Below are 22,844 nucleotides of genomic sequence, written 5' to 3'. Positions count from 1 at the left end.
GGCCGCCCCCGCCGCACGGCCGCAGCCCCGCGGCAGCTGTGGACAAACCCGGGCCGGAGCGCGCGAACGGCCGGTAACGGCGCGATCCCGCGCCGGGAGCCCGCCGTTACCGGCCGTTCGGCAGAGGGGGACTAGATTTCGGCGCCCTCCAGCAGATCCGTGACCAGGGCCGCGATCGGCGAACGCTCCGACCGGGTCAGCGTGATGTGCCCGAACAGCGGGTGACCCTTGAGCGTTTCGACGACGGCCGCGATCCCGTCGTGCCGGCCCACCCGCAGGTTGTCGCGCTGGGCGACATCGTGGGTGAGCACCACTTTCGAGTTCTGGCCGATGCGGCTGAGCACCGTCAGCAGCACGTTCTTCTCCAGCGACTGGGCCTCGTCCACGATCACGAACGAGTCGTGCAGCGAACGGCCCCGAATGTGGGTCAGCGGGAGCACCTCGAGCATCCCGCGGTCCATCACCTCCTCCACCACCTCCTGGGAGACCAGCGCCCCGAGGGTGTCGAATACCGCCTGCGCCCACGGGTTCATCTTCTCGTTCTCGCTGCCCGGCAGGTAGCCCAGCTCCTGGCCGCCGACGGCGTACAGCGGCCGGAACACCACGACCTTGCGGTGCTCGCGGCGTTCGAGGACGGCTTCAAGCCCGGCGCAGAGCGCCAGCGCGGACTTGCCGGTGCCGGCCCGCCCGCCAAGGGAGACGATGCCCACCTCCGGGTCCATCAGCAGGTCGATCGCCAGGCGCTGCTCCGCGGACCGTCCGTGCAGGCCGAACACGTCCCTGTCGCCCTTCACCAGGCGCACCTGCTTGTCCGCGCCGACGCGGCCCAGCGCCGAGCCGCGGTTGGAGAGCAGCACGAGCGAGGTATTCGCGGGCAGCTCCGCGGCGGCCGGGATGAACACCGGTTCGTGCGCGTACAGCTGCGCCACGTCCTGTTCGAGCACGTCCAGTTCGGCCATCCCGGTGTACCCGGAGTCCTTGACCAGCTCGTTGCGGTACTCGTCCGCCTTCAGGCCCATCGCGGACGCCTTCACGCGCATCGGCAGGTCCTTGGACACCACCGTCACGTCGCGGCCCTCGTTGGCGAGGTTCTTGGCGACGGCCAGGATCCGGCTGTCATTGTCCCCGCCCCGGAATCCCGCCGGCAGCACCTCGGGCGAAATGTGGTTCAGCTCCACGCGCAGCGATCCGCCCTCTTCCCCGAGAGGGATCGCCTGGTTCAGCCCGCCGTGCTCCACCCGCAGGTCATCGAGCAGGCGCAGCGCCTTCCGCGCAAAGTAACCCAGCTCCGGATCGTGCCGCTTGCCCTCAAGTTCGGTGATGACGACGACGGGCAGGATCACCTCATGTTCGGCGAAGCGCAGCACCGCCCGCGGATCGGAGAGCAGCACGGAGGTGTCCAGGATGAAGCTTTGGCCGTGTGTTCGGGCCCGCGGAGCGCCCTTGGCGCGAGAGGTAGCAACTGATTCGACTTCAGACTTGGCCACATCGACTCCAGCCCCGGGCGTGCGCCCGGACTCGTATAGGTGAGGCGGTCCGGCCAGCAAGGGCCGGGCAGGCCCCCCAAGTATGCTGCGCACTCGTGCGCGTCATCGCTGGCCTCCCGGTCAGCCGGCAATGGACCGGCTGATAGCACAGAGGCTACGCCCGGTGGTCCCCGCGCATCAGGAGTGGCCGGGTGTGTCGGAGATTAAAACCGGGTGAACGGTTCAGGAGCCAAAACGCCGCTGGCGGCCGGCGTAATCACGCAGCGCACGGAGGAAGTCCACGCGCCGGAAGTCCGGCCAGAGCGCCTCGCAGAAGTAGAACTCGCTGTACGCGCTCTGCCACATCATGAACCCGGACAGGCGCTGCTCCCCGGAGGTCCTGATCACCAGGTCCGGGTCCGGCAGCCCGCGGGTGTACAGGTAGCGGGAGATGTCGTCGACGCTCAGGTCCCGGGCGAGCTCGGAGATGTCCCGGCCCTCGGCGATGGCGTCCTGCAGCAGCTCGCGGACGGCGTCGACGATTTCCCGGCGGCCGCCGTAGCCGACGGCGACATTGACGTGCAGCCCGCAGCGGTCCGCCGTCGCGGCCGCCAGGGAAGCGAGCTTGTCCGAGAGGTAGTCCGGCAGCAGTTCGGGGGCGCCCATCGGGTGCACCCGGATCCCGCGGTCCTCGCCGAGCCGGTCGAGCGTGTTGGCAATGATCCCCATGAGTTCTTCGAGTTCGTCGCTGGAACGGCTCATGTTGTCCGTGGAGAGCATGTAGAGCGTGACGATCTCGACGCCAAGCTCCTCGCACCAGCCCAGGAACTCCAGGATCTTGTCAGCTCCGGCCTGGTGCCCGTGCCGGGTCGGCGCGCCGGAGAGCTTGGCCCAGCGCCTGTTGCCGTCGACCATCACGCCGATGTGCCGGGGGATCCTGTCCCGGTTCAGGGTGCGCAGGAGCTTTCGCTCGTAGAACCCGTAGAGCAGCCCGGGCAGTCTCATGGGACGAAAGTCACCTGGCTTCCTGCGCGAGGGCGGCAGGGCGCCGCCGGAGATGGTCGCCTCCTACGCTACCGCTCCTGCCGCGCCGTGCCGACAACCGGCCGCCGTTTCGCCGTCCGCCACCAACCTACCAGCCAGTAACTTACCGCTCCGTAAGTTAGAATCGGAGGCATGACGAGCCCGAGTCACGGGGAACCCGCCTCCCCGCCCCACCGCGACGGTCCGGTCGAATCAGCCGTCGAGAAGATCGCCGACGCCCTCCAACTCAAGCCGAGCTGGCGCGGCTGGATCCATACGGGAGCCACTCCGCTCGCGCTGGCCGCGGGAATCGTGCTGATCGTGCTGGCTCCGACGGCAGCCACGAAGCTTGCCTCCGCTGTCTACGCGCTCACCGCGCTGCTGCTCTTCGGCGTGTCCGCCGTGTACCACCGCGGAAACTGGAAGCCCCGCACCAAAGCCGTCCTCAAGCGGCTGGACCACTCGAACATCATGCTGCTCATTGCGGGCACCTACACGCCGCTGGCCTGGACGCTCCTGGACCGCCCCCAGGCGACGGCCCTGCTGTGGCTGATCTGGACCGGAGCCGTCCTCGGGGTGCTGTTCCGGGTCGTGTGGGTGCACGCTCCACGGTGGCTGTATGTGCCCATCTACGTGGCCTTGGGCTGCGCCGCGCTGTTCTACCTTCCCGACTTCTTCGCCGCGAATGCGGCGGCCGCCGTGCTGATCTGCGCCGGGGGTGCTCTCTACATCGCCGGCGCGGTCTTCTACGGCATCAAGCGGCCCAACTTCAGCCGGCACTTCGGATTCCATGAGCTCTTCCATGCCTTCACCGTGGCGGCCTTTGCCTGCCACTACGCCGCGATCCTGGTGGCCGTTCTGGCAATCCGCGGCTAGGCCGGCCCGGCGGCGAGCTGCTCGGCCAGTTCCGCCGGGGACCTGGCCGGCAGGCGGCAGACCATCCCGCGGCACAGGTAGGCGGCCGCCGGTCCCGCCGGAAAGCGGTCCCGCAGCAGCGGCACGGTTCCCTGGCCCGGCTCCCCCACCGCGAGCACCATCCCGGGCGACGGCGACAGGCGGCCGACCTGCGCGAGCGCGTCCCGTTCGGGCCCGGGCACGCCGACCACCGCCAGCTGCAGGGGGCCGGCCGCGGCTGCTTCGGCGACGGCGAGCGCCCAGCCGGCCACGCGCGGAGCCTCAGCGGCCAGAGCCGGCACGAAGGCCAGCAACTGCAGCGCCAGCCCGGCGTCGTCGGCCGAACCGCTGTAGGCCGCCCGGGTGAGCAGGACGCCGGCGAAAACGGCGGCGCCGCTCGGGGTGGCATTGTCGAAGACGTCGAGCGAATGGTCCGATCCCTGCGCGTTGGCCACCTGCTCCGCGGCGGACTCGACGTCGGCCAGCCCGTCCGCGCGCAGGAAGCGGGCGCGCGCAGCCTGCACGATCTCCTCCGCCCGCCGGTAGTAGCTTTCGTCGCCGCACGCGGCGTACAGCGCATAGAAACCCTCGGCGGTGAACGCATAGTCCTCCAGCAGCCCCGCTACGCCGCGGGCAGTGCCGGTGTGGGAGATCCGGGTGAGCTGACCGGGCCCTGCGTTGCCGGGGGTGACGTGCACGTCCCAAAGGTAGTCCGCTGCCTCCCGCGCAGCGGCGACGAGGTCCGGCCGGCCCAGGACCGCGCCCGCGTCGGCGAGGGCGGCGACGGCGAGGCCGTTCCAGCCCGCCACGACCTTCTCATCCCGCTCCGGCTGCGGCCTGGCGGACCGGGCTGCACGCAGCCGCGGCCGTGCCCTGCGCCAGAGTTCGTCCTCGGCGGCTGTGCGGGCGCGTCCCGGGTGCAGCGCGGATCCGGTCTCCGTCACCGTCCCGCGCGCCCGGATGTTCATCAGGTCCGCAACCGCTTCGCCGTCGTCGCCCAGTTCACTCACGAGCTCCCCGGGGCTCCACAGGTAGGTGCCGCCCTCGGTGTGCACCCCGTCGGTGACGGTGTCGGCGTCGAGCGAGGACGCGAAGGCCCCGCCGGGCAGCCGCAGGCCGGCGAGCAGCCAGTCGGCGGTCATGCCGGCTGCTTCAGCCGCTTCCGCGGGCGGCAACCAGTCCCCCGCGTCCTCCAGCCGCAGCCAGTGGGCCAGAACCCTCAGCAGCTGGGCGTTGTCGTAGAGCATCTTCTCGAAGTGCGGAACGGACCAGTCCCGGGTGACGGAGTAGCGCGCGAAGCCTCCTTCGAGCTGGTCGAACAGCGCCGATCGGACCATCGCGGCCAGCGTCCGGCCCGCAAGGCCGGCGGCCTCCCCCGCAGTCTCGGCGGTCCCGGCCGCGTGCCGGACCAGGAACTCCAGCACGGGCGACGGCGGGAACTTGGGTGCCCCGCCCAGGCCTCCGAAGGCCGTGTCCTCGGTGGAGGCCAGGGACCGCACCGCTGCCTCCAGCGTGTCCGGGCCGATGACCGGCGGCGGTGCGTTGTGGTCCACGGCCAGGCGGACCTGGCGGGCTCCAAGGCCGCGGGCGAGGTCGGCGGCGCTGCGTTCGACGGCGTCGCGCCGCTCGGTCCACGCTTCGGTGACGGCTTCGAGCACCATGCGGAACGAGGGCCGGCCGGGCATCGGCCGGGGCGGAAAGTAGGTGCCGGCATGGAAGGGCCGGCCTTCCGGGGTCAGGAAGACGCTCATCGGCCAGCCGCCCTCGCCGCTGATGGCCTGGGTGGCGGCCATGTAGGCCGCATCGACGTCGGGGCGCTCCTCACGGTCCACCTTGACGGCGACGAACCGGGCGTTGAGGTAGGCAGCGGTTTCCGGGTCCTCGAAGGACTCCGCGGCCATCACATGGCACCAGTGGCAGGCCGCGTACCCGATCGAGAGGAACACGGGCACGTCCCGCGCCTTGGCAAGCGCGAAGGCGGCGTCGCCAAAGGGCTGCCAGTGCACCGGGTTGTTCCGGTGCTGGCGCAGGTAGGCGGAGGGTTCCCCGCTAAGGGCGTTGGCTGGTTCCGGAGCCATCGCGATGTTCCGCGCCGTGGCCCGTGGCCCGCGCCTGCTCTCCGGGTGCACCGGCTTCGCCGCTTTCGCCCGCGTTGTCGGTTTCACCGGTTTCACCGGCTTCACCGGCTTCACCGGCTTCACCGAGGAGGTTCTGCTCTTCCAGGACCTGCGCCTGGTAGCGCACGCGCCGGATCCGCTTGCTCATCGAGCGGATCAGGAACACCACCGCGAGGGCAAGGAAGAAAATGACGATGAACCCCAGGAACCCGGGGCTTACCTGGTCGTCGGTCAGGCCCGGTCGCAGGGACGGCGCGGGTGAGGGGGTGGCGGCAGCCAGGGCGGTGAGCAGATGCACGATCAATCTTTCGTTCGGCGGAGCAGCAGGAGCGTCCCCGTCCTCCTATCGTATGCCCGCGAACAGGTCCGTCTCGGGCAGTTCGGTGCGCACCCGGGATTCGATGAGGCTGTAGTCCTCCCAGGGCCACACGTCGCGCTGCATCTGCGTGGAGACGGCGAAGAAGAAGCCCTCCGGGTCCACCTGCGTGCGGTGCGAGCGCAGCGCCTCGTCCCGCTGTTCGAAGAAGTCCCCGCAAGTGATCTGGGTGGTCGTCGCGTGCAGCGGCCGCGGCGGCTGGTGCCCCTCGGCGTCGGCTTCCTGCCACGCTGCCAGCCGCTCGGCATACGGCGAATCCAGGCCGGACGCCAGCAGCGCCTCGTGCAGGGCGCGGAAGCGCTCCGGGTTGAAGGCACGGTCGTAATAGAGCTTCAACGGCTCCCAGGCGTCGCCCAGGTCCCGGTACCGGCCCGGGTCGCCGGCCGCACTGAAGGCCTCGACGGCCACCTTGTGGGCCATGATGTGGTCCGGATGCGGGTAGCCCCCGTTCTCGTCGTAACTGACCATCACGTGCGGGCGGAACTCCCGCACCAGCTTCACCAGCGGCGCGGCCGCGCGCTCCAGCGGCTGCAGGGCGAAGCAGCCGGCGGGCAGCGGCGGCAGCGGATCCCCCTCGGGCAGCCCTGAGTCGTGGAAGCCGAGCCACCGCTGCTCGATCCCGAGCACGCCGGCCGCACGAGCCATTTCGTGCCGGCGCAGCCCGGCCAGGTCCCGGAGCGCGTGCGGGTGGTCCTCCATCGCGGCGTTCAGGATGCTTCCGCGCTCCCCGCCCGTGCAACTGGCGACCATGACCTTCACCCCGGCGGCCGCGTAGCTGGCCATCGTGGCCGCGCCCTTGCTGGACTCGTCGTCCGGGTGGGCATGCACGGCCAGCAGGCGCAGCGGTGTATCGGCCCCGGTTTGAGCGCTAGACAATGAAGATTCCTCCCGGATGCGGTGCAGTGCAGCCTGCCCCGGCGGCAGGGCTGCGTCGATGGTGGCGATAAACTGGAAGCTGCCCTGCCGGAAAACCATTGGGACACCGTGACCGCCACCGAACCATCAGCTGAGACCAGCCTAGCCAATCGCTACGGCGGCCAGAAGCGCGCGCTCTCCCGCCGCGGCACCCTTCTGCTCATCGGGGCGGCCCTGGCGGTGGCGGTGGGACTGCTGGCGTGGTTCGGCATCAGCTCGTCGATCAACAGTGTCAGCTTCAAGGACACCGGCTACAAGGTCGTGGACCCGACGGCCACGGACGTGGAGTTCCAGGTCACCAAGGACGCCGGAAGCACCGCCAAGTGCGCGGTGAAGGCGATGGACGAGGCGTTCGCCGTCGTCGGCTGGAAGGTCGTCACGATCGGCCCCGACGCTCCGGGAGCGGGCCCTACAACCAACCACCAGGTGCGGCTGCGGACCGAATCGCTGGCCGTCTCGGGCATGGTCGACAGATGCTGGATCGACGCCGGAGCATCCTGACGGCGAGCGGGCAGCGCCGCGCGGAGCGCCGACCTCTTGGGTTTCCCGCGCTGATTGACTACACTTGATCAATACCTTCGCCCCGCTTAGTTGGTTGCTGCAACCGGAATCCAGGGAAGAGCAGCCGGACTGAGGCGGGGTGTTTGCTTGTGTGGCGCTGGTGCAGAAACCCGGCGTCCGCAAACAACAGCCGAGGTGACCGGCAACGCCGGCCGCCGCAGTACCTAAGAGGAGAAGTCCGTGTCGACCACCAACAGCGCGCCTGTAGTCTGGCTCACCCACGAAGCTTTTGACCGCCTGAAGGCGGAACTGGATGAACTCTCCGGGCCTGGCCGCGCCGACGTCGTCAAGAAGATTGAGCAGGCCCGTTCCGAGGGTGACCTGAAGGAAAACGGCGGCTACCACGCGGCCAAGGAGGAGCAGGGCAAGATCGAGGCCCGCATCCGGCACCTCACCGAGCTGCTCCGCGACGCCCACGTGGGCGAGGCGCCCGCTGACGACGGCATCGTCGAGCCCGGCATGCTCGTCGTGGCGAAGATCGCCGGGGATGAAACCACCTTCCTGCTGGGAAGCCGCGAAGTCGCCGGCGATTCGGACCTGGATGTCTTCAGCGAGAAGTCGCCGCTCGGCACTGCCATCCACGGCCACAAGGCCGGGGACAAGCTCAGCTACACCGCTCCGAACGGCAAGGAAATTGCGGTGGAGATCATCTCCGCCAAGCCCTACCAGGGCTGAGCCCCGCGTTTCCGGAGCGCCCGGACAGCCCCCGTGGTTGTCCGGGCGCTCCTGCGTTCAGGGCGTGTTCCGGGTGCGCGAGAGGCCAGTTGCGGTGGGCTTGCGCGCAGGAAGCCCGCCGCGACTGGCCTCTCGGTCCCGGCCCCTTCAGGAAACCGGCCCCTTCAGGGAAGCAGGCTCCGGCCTGCGCGCTCCCGGGTGACGACGGCTGCCGCCACTCCCCCGAGTGCACCCCCCAGATGCGCCTGCCAGGAGATCGGACGCCCATCCACGGGCAGCAGCCCGAGCAGGATGCCGCCGTAGAACAGCAACAACGCTGCGGAGAGCAGGATCTGCTGCCAGCTCCGGTTCAGGAACCCGCGCAGCAGCAGGAAGCTGAACAGGCCGAAGTCGACGCCGGAGATGCCGACCGTCAGGCCGGTGCCGATCAGCCAGACCAAGGTGCCCGAACACACCCAGCTCAGTGCCAGGCACGTCGCGAAGGCCCGGCGGCCGGCCAGGAACACCAGGTAGCCGAAGACCAGCAGCGGCAGGGTGTTGGCCCCCAGGTGGGCCCAGTCGACATGGACCAGCGGGGCGCTGAGGATGTCGGGGAGGCTCGAAGCCACCCGCGGCCGGATCCCCAGCAGCCACTCGAGCTGGAACCCCACCGCGAGGTGGACGAGCTGGACGAGGTACAGCAGCGCGGCCAGGCCTCCGACCACCCATGCGCCCGCCGCCGCGTGGGCCCGCGTCAGCACGGGTGGCTGCACGGGTGTGCCCTTAGTGCACCACAACGGGCTGGAACCCCTCGGCCCGCAGGTTGTTCAGCACCTGCTCGCAGTGTTCGTGGCCTTTGGTTTCCATGTTGATGGTGATGGCCACGTCGCCCATGCTGATCGCGCCGCCCACCCTGGTGTGGTCCACGCCGGTCACGTTGGCGTCGGACTCGGCGATGATGCGCGAGATGGTGGCCAGTGAGCCCGGCCGGTCGTCGAGGAGCATCCTGACCGTCATGTACCGCCCTGCCGCCGAAAGACCGCGCTGGATGACCTTGAGCATGAGCATCGGGTCGATGTTGCCGCCGGAGAGGATCACCGCGGTCGTGCCCGGGTTCTCGATCTTGCCCTCCATCAGGGCGGCCACGCCCACGGCGCCGGCCGGCTCGACCACCATCTTGCTGCGCTCCAGCAGGAAGATCAGGGCACGGGCGAGCGCGTCCTCGCTGACGGTGACGACATCGTCGACCAGCTCGCGGATAATCGAGAACGGCAGCTGGCCGGGACGGCCGACGGCGATGCCGTCCGCCATCGTGGAGACGCGCTGCAGCGGGACCAGGGCATCGGCCGCCAGCGAGGGCGGGTAGGCGGCGGCGTTCTCGGCCTGCACGCCGATGACCCGGATTTCGCGCCCGAGCTCGCAGGCCTTGGCCTTGACCGCGACGGCGACACCGGCGAGCAGCCCGCCGCCGCCCACGCCCATGATCACCGTGTCGACATTCGGGATCTGTTCGAGGATTTCCAGGCCGATGGTCCCTTGGCCGGCGACGACGTCGACGTTGTCGAAGGGGTGCACGAACACCGCGCCGGTTTCGTCGGCATAGCGCTGCGCCTCGGCGAGCGCCTCGTCCACGTTGTGCCCGTGCAGCACCACCTCGGCACCGTGGCCGCGCGTCGCCGCCAGCTTGGGCAGCGCGACGCCCAGAGGCATGTAGATGCGCGCCTTGATGCCAAGCCGGGCCGCGGCCACCGCAACGCCCTGGGCGTGGTTGCCGGCCGAGGCGGCCACCACTCCGCGCGCCCGCTCCTCGGGGGTGAGCTTGGCCATCCGGACGTAAGCGCCGCGGACCTTGAACGAGCCGGCGCGCTGCAGGTTCTCGCACTTGAGGAACACATCGGAGCCCACCATCCGGCCCAGCGCCCGGGAGACCTCCACGGGGGTCTTTTCGATGATGCCGTCCAGGAGGGTGCGTGCTTCGAGCACGTTTTCCACCGTGACGGGAAGGGTATCGAGGACGGTCACTGTTCGGTCTCCTTGGGTGTGGCAAGCGTGGCAGGTTCGAGGCCGTCCCCGTCCCCGTGGGGGTCCGGTTCGTGCTCCCAGCCGCGGGCGGCAATATAACGGGTGGCGGAGTTCGCGACGGCCAGCAGCGGCACCGCGAACAAGGCGCCGGGAATCCCGGCGAGGTATGAGCCGGCGGCCACCGCGAAGATGACGGCCACCGGGTGCAGCCGCACGGCGCGTCCCATGACCAGCGGCTGCAGCAGGTGGCCTTCGGCCTGCTGGACGATCAGCACGACGCCGAGCATCAGCAGCGCATTCACCCAGCCGTTCGAGACCAGGGCCAGCAGCACGGCCACCGCCCCGGTCACCAGCGCCCCCACCACCGGTATGAAGGAGCCCAGCAGCACCAGCACACCGAGCGGCAGGGCCAGCGGCACACCCAGCAGGGCAGCGCCCACGCCGATTCCGAGGGCGTCGACGGCGGCGACGAGAAACTGGATCCGCACGTAGCTGACCATCGAGGCCCAGCCCTTGCGGCCGGCGCCGTCGACAGCGGGCCGGGCGCGCCGGGGCATCAGCCGGACCAGGAAGGCCCAGATCCGCTCGCCCTCGAGGAGGAAGAAAATCAGGGAGAACAGCGCCAGCAGGGTGCCGGCTGCGAAGTGCCCGGCGGTGCTGCCGAAGCTGAGCGCGCCGGTGAGGATGCTGTCGCTGTTGCTCTGCAGGGCCTTGGTGGCGTCCTGCACGTATTTGTCGATCTGGTCCGCGGTCAGATGCAGCGGGCCATCGGAGAGCCAGCGCTGCACCTGCTGGATCCCGGTGAGGGCCTCGTCCCAGAGTTCGCTGAACCCGACGGCCAGCTGGCGGCCCACCAGGGCGAGCGCGCCGAGCACGACGCTGATCATGCCGAGTTCCGCGATCGCGACGGCGAGGCCCCGGGGCACCTTGCGGGCCCTGAGCCACTGCACGAAGGGACGCAGCAGGCCGGCCAGCAGCGCGGCGACCATCAGGGGAATCAGCAGGAAGCTGACCCGGGAAAGCAGCCAGACGAGAGCTCCTCCGACGAGGAGGATCGCCCCCAGCCGCCAGGCCCACTCCGCAGCGACGCGGATCCCGTACGGCATCTCCGCCACGACGTCGCGCCGGACCACCGGAGGCCGCGGGGCGGCGGGGTGTTCCGGACGGGCCTGGGGTTCCATGACTTAATACTTCACCAGCGGCCGTTATTTGAGAAACCGTGTCGGCCGCAGGCGGCTCAGCCCAGGTCCGCTTCGATCCCCCAGCGGAACGTGAAGCTCGCCCCGGGGTCCAGCCAGCGCAGGCCGAGGCCGGAGTTGAACGCGTCAGCGGGCCCGGTCATCGGCTCCAGGGCGACGGCGCGGCGGCGGCCGGGGAACGTGTCCGTGACGAAGACCTGCACGAAGCCGCAGCTCGCGTCGGCCCAAAGCGTGACCGACCGGCCGTCATCGGCGGCGAGCACGTGCCGGACGGGGCCGCGGTCGAAGTCCAGTCCGGTGTAGGCGGCGTCGAGGAGCAGGTCCCCGATCCGCCGCCCCGCAGAGAGGTCGTGGCCGGCGTCCACCGGAACCGGGGCTCCGGGGATTTTCTGCTCGTCAGCCGGAAGATAGGAGCGGGCCCGGACGGTCAGCGTCAAGTCGGAGCTGTCCAGCTCACCGATCCGCAGGTAGGGGTGTGCACCGAGCACGAACGGCGCCCGCGCGGTGGACAGGTTGTGAAGGGTTTGCTCCACCTGCAGGGCGGACGGGCCGGTGAGCGCGTAGCGCACCCGGTGCCGAAGCCGGAACGGATAGCCGTGCTGCGGAAACACCGTCGCCTCGAGTTCCACAGCATCCGCGCTGCGGCTGACAAGCTGGTACCCGGTGTTGCGCAGCAGCCCGTGCGTCGCGTTGCCCCGGGCCGGCTCGGTGAGATCCAGCTGCTGGACCTTGCCGTCCAGGGTCCAGCGGCCGTCCCTGATCCGGTTGGCCCAGGGTGCGAGCGTGATGCCGGCAGCGCCCGGCGGGAGCTCGCTGTCCGGGTAGCTTTCCGTCAGGTCCACGCCGTCGACGCTGAAACGGCGCAGACCCGCGGCCAGTTCGACGACGACCGCACGGGCACCGCCCCTCCGGAGGACATACTGGGTGCCGGTGGCACAGCCTTCATCGGTCATGGCTCAAAGCTACCGTTCCGCGACACCGTCGGCTAATGTTATATTTTGTTCGAATCTATGAGTTTTTGAGTGAATCTGGGGGTGAGGTCGTGCTGGCACCGGAACGCCAGGGCAGGATCCTGCGCGAACTCGAGCGCCGCGAAGCCATTAGGGTCACCGAGGTGGCCGCCGCACTGCAGGTGTCCGAGATGACCGTGCGCCGCGACATTGATGCGCTGGACGCGCGGGGCCTGCTGCGCCGGGTGCATGGCGGAGCCGCCCGGCAGGCCGGGCTGAGTGCCGCCGAACCCGGCTTCCTCGTGAAGGCGGACAGGGAGCGCGAGGCCAAGGCCGCCATCGCCGCCGCGGCGGTCGGGCTGCTCAGCCCGGGAATGACGGTCTTCCTCACCGGCGGGACCACGACGTACCAACTGGCCCAACTGCTCGACCGCGTGCCGGGCCTGACGGTGATCACCAACTCGCTCAAAGTGGCGGAGGCAATCCAACTCGCCGGCGGCTCGACCAAGGTGGTCATCACCGGCGGCGAACGCACTCCCTCGGAAGCGCTCGCCGGACCGGTGGCCACCGCCACCGTGCGCCGGCTGCACGCGGACCTGTGCATCATGGGCGTGCACGGCATCTCCCCGGACCGCGGCCTGAGCACCCCCAACCTCGCCGAGGCTGACACCAACGAAGCCATGGCATCCGCCGCCGACCGCCTGATGGTGCTCGCTGACAAGACCAAGCTCGGCGTCGTGTCCCTGGCGGCCATCTGCCCGCTCTCCGCGGTGGACGTGCTGGTCACGGACGCCTCGGCGGACGACTCCGAGCTCAAGCCTTACCGTGCCGCCATCGCTTCCGTCGTGGTGGCCCCGTTGCACGCCTCCAACCCGCAAAGGAAGCCATGAGCAGCATGACCAGCGCCCGCCTCGCCGACGGCCGGGAGATCCTCTACTTCGACGACGGCGCGCCGGTGCCCCGGGGGGCCGAGGACCGGCGGCCGCTGCCGGAACGGCCCGAGAGCGGCGAGATCCGCTTCGACGCCCTCACCGGGGAGTGGGTGGCGGTGGCGGCCCACCGGCAGACCCGAACCTACCTGCCCCCGGCGGACCAGTGCCCGCTGTGCCCGACGACCGAGGCGAACCCGTCCGAGATCCCGGCCTCGGACTACGACGTGGTGGTGTTCGAGAACCGTTTCCCCTCACTCGGACCTGCCGTGGGCCCCGCCCCGGCAGACCCGGAGTGGGGCACCCTCGCGCCGGCCACGGGGCGCTGCGAGGTCGTCGCGTTCACGCCGGACCACACCGGATCCTTCGCGGGGCTGGGTGTCCGGCGGGCCCGGACCGTGATCGACGCCTGGGCCCAGCGCACCGAAGCGCTCAGTGCCCTTCCGGGCGTCCAGCAGGTCTTCCCCTTCGAGAACCGGGGCGCGCAGATCGGCGTCACCCTTCACCACCCGCACGGCCAGATTTACGCCTACCCGTACGTCACGCCCCGCGGCGCGGTGATGGCAGCCGCGGCAGGCCGGTTCTTCGATGCCGCCGACGGCAGGCAGACGCTGACCGGATCGATGCTGGCTGCCGAGCGCGCGGACGGCAGCCGCATGGTCCTTGAAGGGACCCACTTCAGCGCATACGTGCCCTTCGCTGCCCGCTGGCCGCTGGAAGTCCACCTCGTGCCGCACCGTCAGGTGCCGGACCTCGCCGGGCTCAGCGGCGAGGAGCGCGACGAACTGGCCGAGGTCTACCTGGACCTGCTCGGCCGCTTCGATGCGCTCTACAGCACGCCCACGCCGTACATCTCGGCCTGGCACCAGGCTCCGGTGGCCCCTGCCCTGCGCCAGGCCGGCTACCTCCACCTGCAGCTCACCTCGCCCCGGCGGGCGGAGGACAAGCTGAAGTTCCTCGCCGGCTCCGAAGCCGCGATGGGCGCCTTCATCAACGACACCACCCCCGAACAGGTGGCGGCACGGCTGCGCGACGTCGCGCCCGGCCGCCCGGAAAGCGACCGCACATGACCAGCCCGCTCAGCACCGCCGATCTGCAGGCAGCCTTCCGGGAGCGATTCGGCTCCGACCCCGACGGCGTCTGGGCCGCCCCCGGCAGGGTGAACCTGATCGGCGAGCACACCGACTACAACGAGGGCTTCGTGCTGCCGTTCGCCATCGGCATGTCCGCCCGCGTCGCAGTGTCGCTGCGGACGGACCGCACCGTGCGCGTCGTATCGACCTTCGGCAACCACGGGGTCGTTTCCACCGATCTGAACAAGCTCAGCGCCGCCGACGCCAAGGGATGGACCAAGTATCCGCTCGGCGTCGTCTGGGCATTCACCGAGGCCGGCGTGGACGTGCCGGGGTTCGACCTGCTCCTCGACTCTGATGTGCCCCTCGGTGCCGGCTTGTCATCCTCGCACGCCATCGAATGCGCCGTCGCCACGGCCCTGAATGACCTGTGCGCGGCGGACTTGCCGGTGGAGCGGCTGGTGCTGCTCACCCAGCGCGCCGAGAATTTCTTCGTGGGCGCCCCGACCGGCATCATGGACCAGTCGGCCTCCCTGCGCGGACGCGAGGGCGCCGCGGTGTTCCTGGACTGCCGGGACCAGCACGCCGAGCTGGTCCCGCTGGCTCTGGCCGAGAACGGACTGGCCATCCTGGTCATCGACACCAAGGTCTCGCATTCGCACAGCACCGGCGGCTACGCCTCGCGCCGCGCGTCGTGTGAACTCGGCGCCGAAGTGATGGGCGTCAAGGCGCTGCGCGACCTCACCCTGGATGACCTCGCCGAGGCCGCGGGCCTGCTCGACGAGGAGACCTTCCGCCGCGTCCGCCACGTCGTCACCGAAGACGCGCGCGTCCTGGACACCGTCGAGACGCTCCGAGACAAGGGCCCTGCCGACATCGGGGCGCTCCTGGACGCCAGCCACGCATCGATGCGGGATGACTTCGAAATCTCCTGCGCCGAACTCGATCTGGCCGTGGAGACCGCCCGCGGGGCCGGTGCGATCGGCGCCCGGATGACCGGCGGCGGCTTCGGCGGAGCCGCCATAGCCCTCATCCCGGTTGAGCAGGAGGCGCCGGTACGTGCGGCGGTCGCTGACGCGTTCCGCGCCGCGGGCTACAAGGAACCGGACATCTTCACCGTAACCCCCGCCGAAGGAGCCCGGCGCGTGATCTAGCCACTGGCCCGGCAGTACAAGCCCGGCGTAGGTTGGAGCCTGCCGGACGCGCCGCCCGGCACCGCACAGCGAGGGGACAGCCGATGGACGCCGCCGCGACGATCCTGCAGCACTACGAGTCGATCCGGCCCGGGCAGGAGGAGTTCTACAAGGACCTGCACCAACATCCGGAACTCTCGCATCAGGAACACCGCACGGCTGCGGCCGTGGCGCGCAGCCTGGCCTCGGACGGCTTCCGGGTGGAAACCGGCATCGGCGCAACCGGTGTCGCGGCGGTGCTCGGGAACGGTCCGGGGCCCACCGTGCTGCTGCGGGCCGATATGGACGCGCTGCCGATGCAGGAGCGGACCGGCGCGGGCTACGCGAGCACTGCTGTTGCGGCGGATAGCTCCGGTGCCCAGGTTCCGGTGATGCATGCGTGCGGCCACGACGTCCATGTGGCGTGCCTGCTGGCGGCCTCGCAGTTGCTGGCCCGGCACCGGGAGCAGTGGAGCGGCACCCTGGTGGCGCTGTTCCAGCCGGCCGAGGAGGCCGGCGACGGCGCGCAGTCCATGGTCGAGGACGGCCTGTTCGGGCGCATCCCGGCCCCCGACGTCGCGCTGGCCCAGCATGTCCTTCCGGGGCCGGCAGGGAGCGTCTTCACACGCACAGGCCCCGTCTATTCCGGCGCCGACAGCGTACGCATCACGGTGTACGGCCGCGGCGGGCACGGTTCGATGCCGCAAAACACCGTGGACCCGGTGGTGCTGGCCGCCATGATCATCCTCCGGCTCCAGACGGTCATCTCCCGGGAGACCCCGCCCACCGAACCTGCCGTCCTCACCGTCGGGAGCGTGCAGGCCGGGAGCAAGAGCAACATCATCTCCGACCGGGCCGTGCTGGAACTGAACCTTCGCACGTACACCGAGGCGTCCCGGGATCGGATCCTCGAGGCCGTCCGGCGCATCGTCCGCGCCGAGTGCGCCGCCAGCGGCAGCCCCTCCGAGCCGGACTTTGAAATTTTCGACAGCTACCCGCTCACCGTCAACGACGACGCCGCCACCGCACGCGTGGCCGCCGCCTTCCGGAGCTTTTTCGGTGACCGCGCGGGCACGCTGGAACTGCAGACCGCCAGCGAAGACTTCAGCGACATTCCGCGGGCAGGGAAGATCCCCTATACGTACTGGGCCATCGGCGGGACCGACCCCGCCGCCTACCAGGCCGCTGCCCTGGCCGGGAGGCTCCTGGAGGACATCCCGGCGAACCACTCCCCCATGTTCCTGCCCGCCCTGCAGCCGACCCTGCGGACCGGAACCGAAGCGCTTGTCGCGGCGGCCCTGGCATGGCTCGGAACGGCAAGCTGAACGGCGGCTGTCAGTCGTTTCCGCGCAGGATGGCCAGCAGGCGCAGGATTTCCACGTACAGCCACACCAGCGTGACCGTCAGGCCGAAAGCTGCGGTCCAGGCGTAGCGGGCTGGGACGCCGTTGCGCACGCCGTCCTCAATGGAGGTGAAGTCAACGATCAAGGAGAACGCCGCCAGCCCGACCGCCAGCAGGCCGATCACTACGCCGAAGGGAATGTGAGTGCCGGGAATGTCCATGCCGCGCAGCCCCCACGGGTCCTGCACCACACCGAAAATCTGCAGGCCGAGATTGATCAGCGAGAAGACCAGGTAGCCGACGAGAGCGATCATGAAGAACTTCATCGCCCGCGGCGTCGCACGGACCTTGCCGCTGCGGAACAGCAGGAGGGTGACGGCGAAGACTGACAGCGAGCCGACCACGGCCTGCAGGGCGATGCCCGGGAGGCGCGCCTCGAGGAACGAGGACAGACCACCGATGAACAGTCCCTCGAGTCCGGCGTAGGCCAGGATCAGAGCCGCAACGGGCTCCCGCTTGAAGGAGTTCACCAGGCCAAGCACCAGGCCGCCGATCATCCCGACCAGTGCCAGCGCCGGGAACATCCAGCCGACGCCTGCGCCCACGAGGAGCACGGCGAGGGTTCCGATGGTCCTGACGATGACATCGTCGTACGTCATGCGGCCCGTCTCGGCGGGGCCTGCCGACGGACGGTTGTAGAGGTCCTGAAGCTGCTCCGCGCTCACATAGCCCTGCTGCGCGGTCGCCAGCGCTGAGGATTCCGCCTGCCGCTGGGGCTGGCGGAACGCCTTGTTGTTCCTGAATACGGGGTTCCCACCAAGTGCCATGCGAGTGTCCTCCTGAGTCGGGGGGCAGAATGTTCGTTCAGCCTACCAACAGGCACGTGCGGGAGAGCCGGAAAGTTCCGCTGCGGCGCCGGAGGCCGGCGCGGGAGCCGCAGGCTGCCCGCGCGCGCGTGATATCATTGACGGCCGCCGGGGTCAAGCTAGAATGGAAGTACTCCCGATCAGCGGAGTACGAACCTACTAGGAGGTCGGTTCCCATGAAGAAATGGACGCGGTGGCAGGACTACGCAGTTGCAGTTGTCGGCCTGTACACGGCGCTCTCAACTCTGTGGACAGCCCAAGCCGGCATGTCCTCCGTCCTGATGGTCACCTTCGGCGTCCTGCTCCTTGCCGGCGGCCTCATCAACCTGGCGATGCCGGGAACACCCTGGGTCGAGTACGGACAGGCGGTTGTTGCCGTGCTGCTCTTCATCTCCCCTTGGCTCGGGTCCTACACCAGCCAGACAGGCGCGGCCTGGACATCCTGGATCGCCGGGGCGATCTGCGTGGTCGCCACCGGCCTGGCCATCAGGCCCAGCAACGAGGCGCACCACGAACATGTGCGCATGTCGCACTGAGGCACCGGTGGGCTAAGGCAAGACAGGCCTGGCCCGGCTAACGCCGGAGCCGGCAGCAGAGGCGGCCAGCGTGCCGCCTCTGCTGCTGTCCGCGACTATGCTGGACCGGTGAATTCCGCCGACTCCTCCCCTGGAACCTCCCTGCCGCTGCGCATGCTGCACGACCGCCTCCTCGTCAAGCTCGACCAGGAAGGCAGCGAGCGGCGCTCTGCTTCCGGCATCGTCATCCCTGCCACTGCTGCGCTCGGGAAGCGGCTCGCATGGGCCGACGTCGTGGCCGCGGGCCCGAACGTGCGGCAGGTGTCCGTCGGGGACCGCGTCCTGTTCGATCCCGAGGACCGCTCGGAGGTGGAGGTCTCCGGACAGGACTACCTCCTGCTGCGCGAACGCGACGTGCATGCCGTGGCGCGCCCGGACGACGCCGGGCACGACGTCGGCCTCTACCTCTGACGCGCGCGCCCCTGGCGGGCGCGCCAGCCGTTACGCGAATGGGATCTGCGCAGGACCGCTGAAGCGGCCGGCGGGGCGTCCCCGCGCTGTAACATGAGCGACACAATACGAGATTAGGATCACAGCGCATCTCGTAAACAGTGTTCGCGACGGGTGCAACGACGCTCCCGGAACCCCCATGTGGAGGTTATAACTTGAGAACTACCCGGAATTTTCTCCGGTCGCTTCTGCGGCATTCCGGCATGGTAGCGGCGCTCTTCGCCGTGACCGTCTCGATGCTTTTGGCGGCCCCGGCAGCCGAGGCCGCCCCGACCCCCTCACCCGCACCGACGGGCAGCCAGCAAAACTATCCGAATTCCATCAGCGGCCTGCTGCGCAACAACGGGGTCCCGCTGAAGGGCGTGAAGATCACCGCCAAGGGCAACGGGTTCGAAGGCTCCGCGACCTCCGCCGCCAACGGCAGCTGGTCCATCGGGGTCCCCACCCAGGGCACCTACACCGTCGAGCTGGACACCGGGACGCTGCCCCAGGGCGTGAAGCTGGCCGAAGGCGAGAAGAACCCCCGCGAGGTGAGCTTCAGCAACACCTCCAACGTCAGCACTCTCTTCGTGTTCGGCCAAGGCATTGTGGTCCAGAAGGTCGATATTTTCAGCCAGGTGCCCGAACGCCTGGTCGCGGGCCTGAGCTTCGGGCTGCTGCTCGCGCTCGCCGCCGTGGGGCTTTCGCTGATCTTCGGCACCACGGGCCTGACGAACTTCGCACACGGGGAGATGGTCACCCTCGGCGCAGTCCTGGTCTTCGGGCTCAGCGCCGCCGGACTGCCGTTCTGGATCTGCATCATCCTGGCCCTGATCGGCGGCGGGCTGTGGGGCTACCTGCAGGACGCGGCCCTGTGGCGGCCCCTGCGGCAACGCGGGACGGGCCTGGTCCCGATGATGATCGTGAGCATCGGGCTTGCGCTGGCCGTGCGCTACATCATCCTCTACAACTTCGGCGGAGCCACCCAGCAGCTGCCCTACTCGCAGAGCCCCCAGGTGAACTTCGGAAGCTTCGCCGTCTCGCAAAACACCCTGGTATCGCTGGCGGTGAGCCTCGTGGTGCTGCTCGGGGTGGCGTTCCTGCTGCTGCGCACCCGCGTCGGCAAGGCCACGCGCGCCGTCGCCGACAACCCCGCGCTCGCCGCGGCGTCCGGCATCGACGTGGACAACGTCATCCGGATCGTGTGGACCGTCGGCGGTGTGCTGGCAGCCCTCGGCGGCATCCTCTGGGCCTACTACCGGCCCGGCGTCACGTTCGACATGGGCCAGCAGATCCTGCTGCTCATCTTTGCCGGCGTCACTTTGGGCGGCCTCGGCACGGTCTTCGGCGCCCTGGTGGGCTCGCTGATCGTCGGCGTGCTGGTCGAATTGAGCACCCTGTGGCTCGACGCGGACCTGAAGTACGTCGGCGCGCTGGCCATCATGATCATCGTTCTTCTCTTCCGGCCCCAGGGCATCCTGGGCCGCCGTGAGCGCGTGGGATAAGGAGCAGCACCAATGAATTTCCTCGACATTCTCGGCGGCGCCCTGGGCGAGATGCTCAGTCCGACGACGGCGGCCTACGCGCTCGCCGCCCTCGGCCTCGCCGTCCACTTCGGCTACTCCGGCCTGCTGAACTTCGGGCAGGCCGGCTTCATGGCCGTCGGCGCGTACGCCTTCGCCGTCTCGACCCTGCAGTGGCACGTGCCCTTCATCGTCGGCCTGCTGATCGCCGTCGTGTGCGCTGTCATTTTCGCCTTCATCCTCGGCATCCCGACCCTGCGGCTGCGGGCGGACTATCTGGCCATCGTGACCATCGCAGCGGCCGAAATCCTGCGCTACATCGTCACCACCAACAAGCTGACCCCGCTGACCGGCTCGGCCAACGGCCTGGCCGCCTTCGAGGGCGGGTTCTTCGACCTCAACCCCTTCCCGCCGGGCACCTACCCGCTGGGGATGAGCAACCGCGATTTCTTCGTCCGCGTTGTCGGCTGGGTCGTCGTCGCGCTCGCCTGCCTCGTGGTCTGGCTGCTGATGCGCAGCCCGTGGGGGCGGGTGCTCAAGGGCATCCGCGAGGATGAGAACGCCGTCCGCTCGCTGGGCAAGAACGTCTACGCCTACAAGATGCAGGCCCTGGTCATCGGCGGCGTGCTCGGCGCCCTGGCCGGCATGGTCTTCACGCTCCCCCGCGGCGCCGTCCAGCCGGCCAACTACGGCACGGAGCTGACGTTCTTCCTCTACACCTGCCTGCTGCTCGGCGGCATGGCCACCATCCTCGGACCGGTGATCGGGGCGATGATCTTCTGGGCGGTGCTCTCGCTGACCCAGGGCATCCTCTACGGCCTCATCGAGTCCGGCACGGTGACGTTCATCAACACGGTCCAGGCCGGCCAGCTGCGCTACATCCTGGTCGGCGTCGCGTTGATGCTGCTGATGATCTTCCGGCCGCAGGGCGTGCTGGGCAACAAGAAGGAGCTGGCGTTCGCATGAGCACAGGCAGCACTGAGTACAGCGCCACCGGGCGCCACGCCGCAGAGGAGCCGGTGGACTACATGACCGACTCCCGGGAGATCGCCGACGGCGAGGCGGCCCCGGGCTGCAGGAAACGGGACCCGATCGTCGTCGCGGATAACGTCACCCGCGCCTTCGGCGGCATGAACGCCGTCGACGTCGAGCACCTGGAAATCCCCCGGCACAAGATCACCGCTCTGATCGGGCCCAACGGCGCGGGCAAGACGACGCTGTTCAACCTGCTCACGGGCTTCGACACCCCGAACTCGGGCAGCTGGACGTTCGAAGGCCGCAGCCTGCAGGGGGTGTCCTCCTACAAGGTTGCCCGCATGGGCATGGTCCGCACCTTCCAGCTAACCAAGGTAATGGGGAAGCTGACGGTGATGGAGAACATGCGGCTCGGGGCCACCCAGCAGCCCGGCGAGCGGCTCTCCCGGGCTCTGTTCAAGGGCATCTGGGGCTCCAGGGAGAAGGAAATCACCGAGCAGGCGGACCGGCTGCTGGAGAAGTTCAAGCTCGACGCGAAGAAGGACGACTACGCCGCGTCGCTCTCCGGCGGCCAGCGCAAGCTGCTCGAGATGGCGCGCGCGCTGATGGTCAAGCCCAAGCTGGTGATGCTGGACGAGCCGATGGCCGGTGTGAACCCGGCCCTGACGCAGTCCCTGCTGGACCACATCAAGAACCTCAAGGCCGAAGGCATGACGGTGCTCTTCGTGGAGCACGACATGCACATGGTGCGCCACATCGCAGACTGGGTTGTGGTGATGGCCGAAGGCAAGGTCGTGGCGGAAGGCCCTCCCGGCGAGGTGATGAAGAACCCGGCCGTGATTGACGCCTACCTCGGGGCGCACCACGACGTGGACCTGGGCGACGCGCAGGGCATCAAGGAACTCGAGGCGGAACTGGAAGCCGACGATGAATCCATCGCCGGCACCGAGGATGCCGGCATCCTCAGCAAGATCAAGGAAGAGGAGGCACCATGAGCGAGCCCACCAGCGCGGCCCCCGCGGAGGCCGTCGTCACGGTCACCGACCTGGTGGCCGGTTACCTGCCCGGAGTGAACATCCTCAACGGCTGCAGCATCGAGGCCCGCCAGGGCGAGCTGATCGGCATCATCGGGCCCAACGGCGCCGGCAAGTCCACACTGCTCAAGGCCATGTTCGGATTGGTGAAGGTGCACTCGGGCACCGTCGTCGTCCGGGGCAAGAACCTGACAGGGCTCAAGGCGAACAAGCTGGTCAGCCAGGGCATCGGGTTCGTGCCGCAGACCAACAACGTGTTCGCCAGCCTCACCATCGAGGAGAACATGCAGATGGGCCTGTTTCAGCGGCCCAAGGTCTTCAAGGAGCGCTTCGACTTCGTCACCGACCTGTTCCCCGAACTGGCCAAGCGGCGGTCGCAGCGGGCCGGCTCGCTCTCCGGCGGTGAACGGCAGATGGTGGCCATGGGCCGGGCACTGATGATGGACCCGGCTGTGCTGCTGCTCGACGAGCCCTCGGCCGGCCTGTCCCCCGTCAAGCAGGACGAGACGTTCCTGCGGGTGCACGAGATCAACCGGGCCGGTGTCTGCGTGATCATGGTCGAACAGAACGCCCGGCGCTGCCTGCAGATCTGCGACCGCGGGTACGTGCTGGACCAGGGCAAGGACGCGTACACCGGCACCGGACGCGAGCTGATGAACGACCCGAAGGTCATCCAGCTCTACCTGGGCACCCTCGCCGACACCGCGTAGCGGCCGGGCCGGACGGCACCGGCCGGGCCCGGGCCCGGA

23 protein-coding genes are annotated in these 22,844 nt (G+C 69.3%); 13 read left to right on the top strand and 10 right to left on the bottom strand.

What is annotated here, in order from left to right:
- Positions 1-131 precede the first annotated feature (131 nt).
- Both KIH31_RS07260 and KIH31_RS07255 read right to left on the bottom strand, forming a co-directional pair.
- Complete coding sequence (locus KIH31_RS07260; RefSeq protein WP_214426794.1) at positions 132-1,406, bottom strand: PhoH family protein; 1,275 nt, start codon at positions 1,404-1,406, stop codon at positions 132-134.
- 303 nt (positions 1,407-1,709) lie between these two features.
- Complete coding sequence (locus KIH31_RS07255) at positions 1,710-2,471, bottom strand: isoprenyl transferase (RefSeq protein ID WP_214426428.1); 762 nt, start codon at positions 2,469-2,471, stop codon at positions 1,710-1,712.
- A 171-nt stretch (positions 2,472-2,642) separates the two neighbouring features.
- On the opposite strand from KIH31_RS07255, the gene KIH31_RS07250 reads away from it, so the two are divergent.
- On the top strand, positions 2,643-3,365 hold the full coding sequence (locus KIH31_RS07250; RefSeq protein ID WP_214426427.1) for a hemolysin III family protein: 723 nt from the start codon (positions 2,643-2,645) through the stop codon (positions 3,363-3,365).
- Here KIH31_RS07250 and KIH31_RS07245 read toward each other — a convergent pair.
- The 3 genes from KIH31_RS07245 to mca are packed head-to-tail and all read right to left on the bottom strand — an operon-like array spanning position 3,362 to position 6,851.
- Positions 3,362-5,461 carry a thioredoxin domain-containing protein gene (locus KIH31_RS07245; RefSeq protein WP_214426426.1) on the bottom strand — a complete coding sequence of 700 codons (2,100 nt, stop codon included), beginning with the start codon at positions 5,459-5,461 and terminating at the stop codon, positions 3,362-3,364. The two genes, KIH31_RS07250 and KIH31_RS07245, sit on opposite strands and share 4 nt — an antisense overlap.
- Positions 5,433-5,798 carry a hypothetical protein gene (locus KIH31_RS07240; RefSeq protein ID WP_214426425.1) on the bottom strand — a complete coding sequence of 122 codons (366 nt, stop codon included), beginning with the start codon at positions 5,796-5,798 and terminating at the stop codon, positions 5,433-5,435. The genes KIH31_RS07245 and KIH31_RS07240 overlap by 29 nt, the downstream gene beginning before the upstream one ends.
- Before the next feature lie 45 nt (positions 5,799-5,843).
- Positions 5,844-6,851 carry a mycothiol conjugate amidase Mca gene (mca, locus tag KIH31_RS07235; protein ID WP_214426424.1) on the bottom strand — a complete coding sequence of 336 codons (1,008 nt, stop codon included), beginning with the start codon at positions 6,849-6,851 and terminating at the stop codon, positions 5,844-5,846.
- 9 nt (positions 6,852-6,860) lie between these two features.
- On the opposite strand from mca, the gene KIH31_RS07230 reads away from it, so the two are divergent.
- Positions 6,861-7,292 carry a DUF4307 domain-containing protein gene (locus KIH31_RS07230; RefSeq protein WP_307857572.1) on the top strand — a complete coding sequence of 144 codons (432 nt, stop codon included), beginning with the start codon at positions 6,861-6,863 and terminating at the stop codon, positions 7,290-7,292.
- A gap of 240 nt (positions 7,293-7,532) precedes the next feature.
- Entirely contained in the window at positions 7,533-8,027 is a 495-nt protein-coding gene (gene greA / locus KIH31_RS07225) for a transcription elongation factor GreA (protein ID WP_214426423.1), read from the top strand.
- A gap of 164 nt (positions 8,028-8,191) precedes the next feature.
- On the opposite strand, the gene KIH31_RS07220 is transcribed toward greA, so the two are convergent.
- The 4 genes from KIH31_RS07220 to KIH31_RS07205 are packed head-to-tail and all read right to left on the bottom strand — an operon-like array spanning position 8,192 to position 12,180.
- A complete protein-coding gene (locus KIH31_RS07220) occupies positions 8,192-8,779 on the bottom strand; it encodes a rhomboid family intramembrane serine protease (RefSeq protein WP_214426422.1) in 588 nt (195 codons plus the stop codon).
- Between the two features lie 10 nt (positions 8,780-8,789).
- Positions 8,790-10,028, bottom strand: a complete 1,239-nt coding sequence (gene ilvA / locus KIH31_RS07215; RefSeq protein WP_214426421.1) for a threonine ammonia-lyase — start codon at positions 10,026-10,028, stop codon at positions 8,790-8,792.
- Entirely contained in the window at positions 10,025-11,209 is a 1,185-nt protein-coding gene (locus KIH31_RS07210) for an AI-2E family transporter (RefSeq protein ID WP_214426420.1), read from the bottom strand. The genes ilvA and KIH31_RS07210 overlap by 4 nt, the downstream gene beginning before the upstream one ends.
- 56 nt (positions 11,210-11,265) lie before the next feature.
- The gene (locus tag KIH31_RS07205) at positions 11,266-12,180 is read right to left on the bottom strand and encodes an aldose 1-epimerase family protein (RefSeq protein ID WP_214426419.1); all 915 of its coding nucleotides are present in this window, start codon (positions 12,178-12,180) and stop codon (positions 11,266-11,268) included.
- 65 nt (positions 12,181-12,245) lie between these two features.
- On the opposite strand from KIH31_RS07205, the gene KIH31_RS07200 reads away from it, so the two are divergent.
- From KIH31_RS07200 to KIH31_RS07185, 4 genes are all read left to right on the top strand, one after another.
- Positions 12,246-13,067 carry a DeoR/GlpR family DNA-binding transcription regulator gene (locus KIH31_RS07200; protein ID WP_250545649.1) on the top strand — a complete coding sequence of 274 codons (822 nt, stop codon included), beginning with the start codon at positions 12,246-12,248 and terminating at the stop codon, positions 13,065-13,067.
- A complete protein-coding gene (galT, locus tag KIH31_RS07195) occupies positions 13,064-14,176 on the top strand; it encodes a galactose-1-phosphate uridylyltransferase (RefSeq protein WP_214426417.1) in 1,113 nt (370 codons plus the stop codon). The genes KIH31_RS07200 and galT overlap by 4 nt, the downstream gene beginning before the upstream one ends.
- Entirely contained in the window at positions 14,173-15,333 is a 1,161-nt protein-coding gene (gene galK, locus KIH31_RS07190) for a galactokinase (RefSeq protein ID WP_214426416.1), read from the top strand. Before galT ends, galK begins: the two co-directional genes overlap by 4 nt.
- A gap of 83 nt (positions 15,334-15,416) precedes the next feature.
- On the top strand, positions 15,417-16,676 hold the full coding sequence (locus tag KIH31_RS07185) for an amidohydrolase (RefSeq protein WP_214426415.1): 1,260 nt from the start codon (positions 15,417-15,419) through the stop codon (positions 16,674-16,676).
- A 10-nt stretch (positions 16,677-16,686) separates the two neighbouring features.
- Here the strand turns inward: KIH31_RS07185 and KIH31_RS07180 are convergent, their stop codons facing one another.
- Positions 16,687-17,520 carry a Bax inhibitor-1/YccA family protein gene (locus tag KIH31_RS07180; protein WP_214426414.1) on the bottom strand — a complete coding sequence of 278 codons (834 nt, stop codon included), beginning with the start codon at positions 17,518-17,520 and terminating at the stop codon, positions 16,687-16,689.
- Between the two features lie 215 nt (positions 17,521-17,735).
- Between KIH31_RS07180 and KIH31_RS07175 the strand changes: the two genes are divergently transcribed.
- The 6 genes from KIH31_RS07175 (at position 17,736) to KIH31_RS07150 (ending at position 22,805) form a co-directional block, all read left to right on the top strand.
- A complete protein-coding gene (locus KIH31_RS07175) occupies positions 17,736-18,095 on the top strand; it encodes an SPW repeat protein (RefSeq protein WP_214426413.1) in 360 nt (119 codons plus the stop codon).
- 153 nt (positions 18,096-18,248) lie between these two features.
- Positions 18,249-18,545 (top strand): co-chaperone GroES, encoded by a 297-nt coding sequence (locus KIH31_RS07170; RefSeq protein ID WP_214426792.1) that lies wholly within the window; start codon positions 18,249-18,251, stop codon positions 18,543-18,545.
- A gap of 242 nt (positions 18,546-18,787) precedes the next feature.
- Positions 18,788-20,068 carry a branched-chain amino acid ABC transporter permease gene (locus KIH31_RS07165; protein WP_214426412.1) on the top strand — a complete coding sequence of 427 codons (1,281 nt, stop codon included), beginning with the start codon at positions 18,788-18,790 and terminating at the stop codon, positions 20,066-20,068.
- Between the two features lie 12 nt (positions 20,069-20,080).
- Positions 20,081-21,052, top strand: a complete 972-nt coding sequence (locus tag KIH31_RS07160; protein ID WP_214426411.1) for a branched-chain amino acid ABC transporter permease — start codon at positions 20,081-20,083, stop codon at positions 21,050-21,052.
- Complete coding sequence (locus KIH31_RS07155; protein WP_250545648.1) at positions 21,049-22,056, top strand: ABC transporter ATP-binding protein; 1,008 nt, start codon at positions 21,049-21,051, stop codon at positions 22,054-22,056. The genes KIH31_RS07160 and KIH31_RS07155 overlap by 4 nt, the downstream gene beginning before the upstream one ends.
- Complete coding sequence (locus KIH31_RS07150) at positions 22,053-22,805, top strand: ABC transporter ATP-binding protein (RefSeq protein WP_214426410.1); 753 nt, start codon at positions 22,053-22,055, stop codon at positions 22,803-22,805. The genes KIH31_RS07155 and KIH31_RS07150 overlap by 4 nt, the downstream gene beginning before the upstream one ends.
- Positions 22,806-22,844: the final 39 nt, after the last annotated feature.

This window comes from Paenarthrobacter sp. DKR-5 (assembly GCF_018531425.1).
Lineage (GTDB): Bacteria > Actinomycetota > Actinomycetes > Actinomycetales > Micrococcaceae > DKR-5.
The sequence above is the reverse complement of the archived record's forward strand: the minus strand, read 5'-3'. Positions and strand labels throughout refer to the sequence as shown.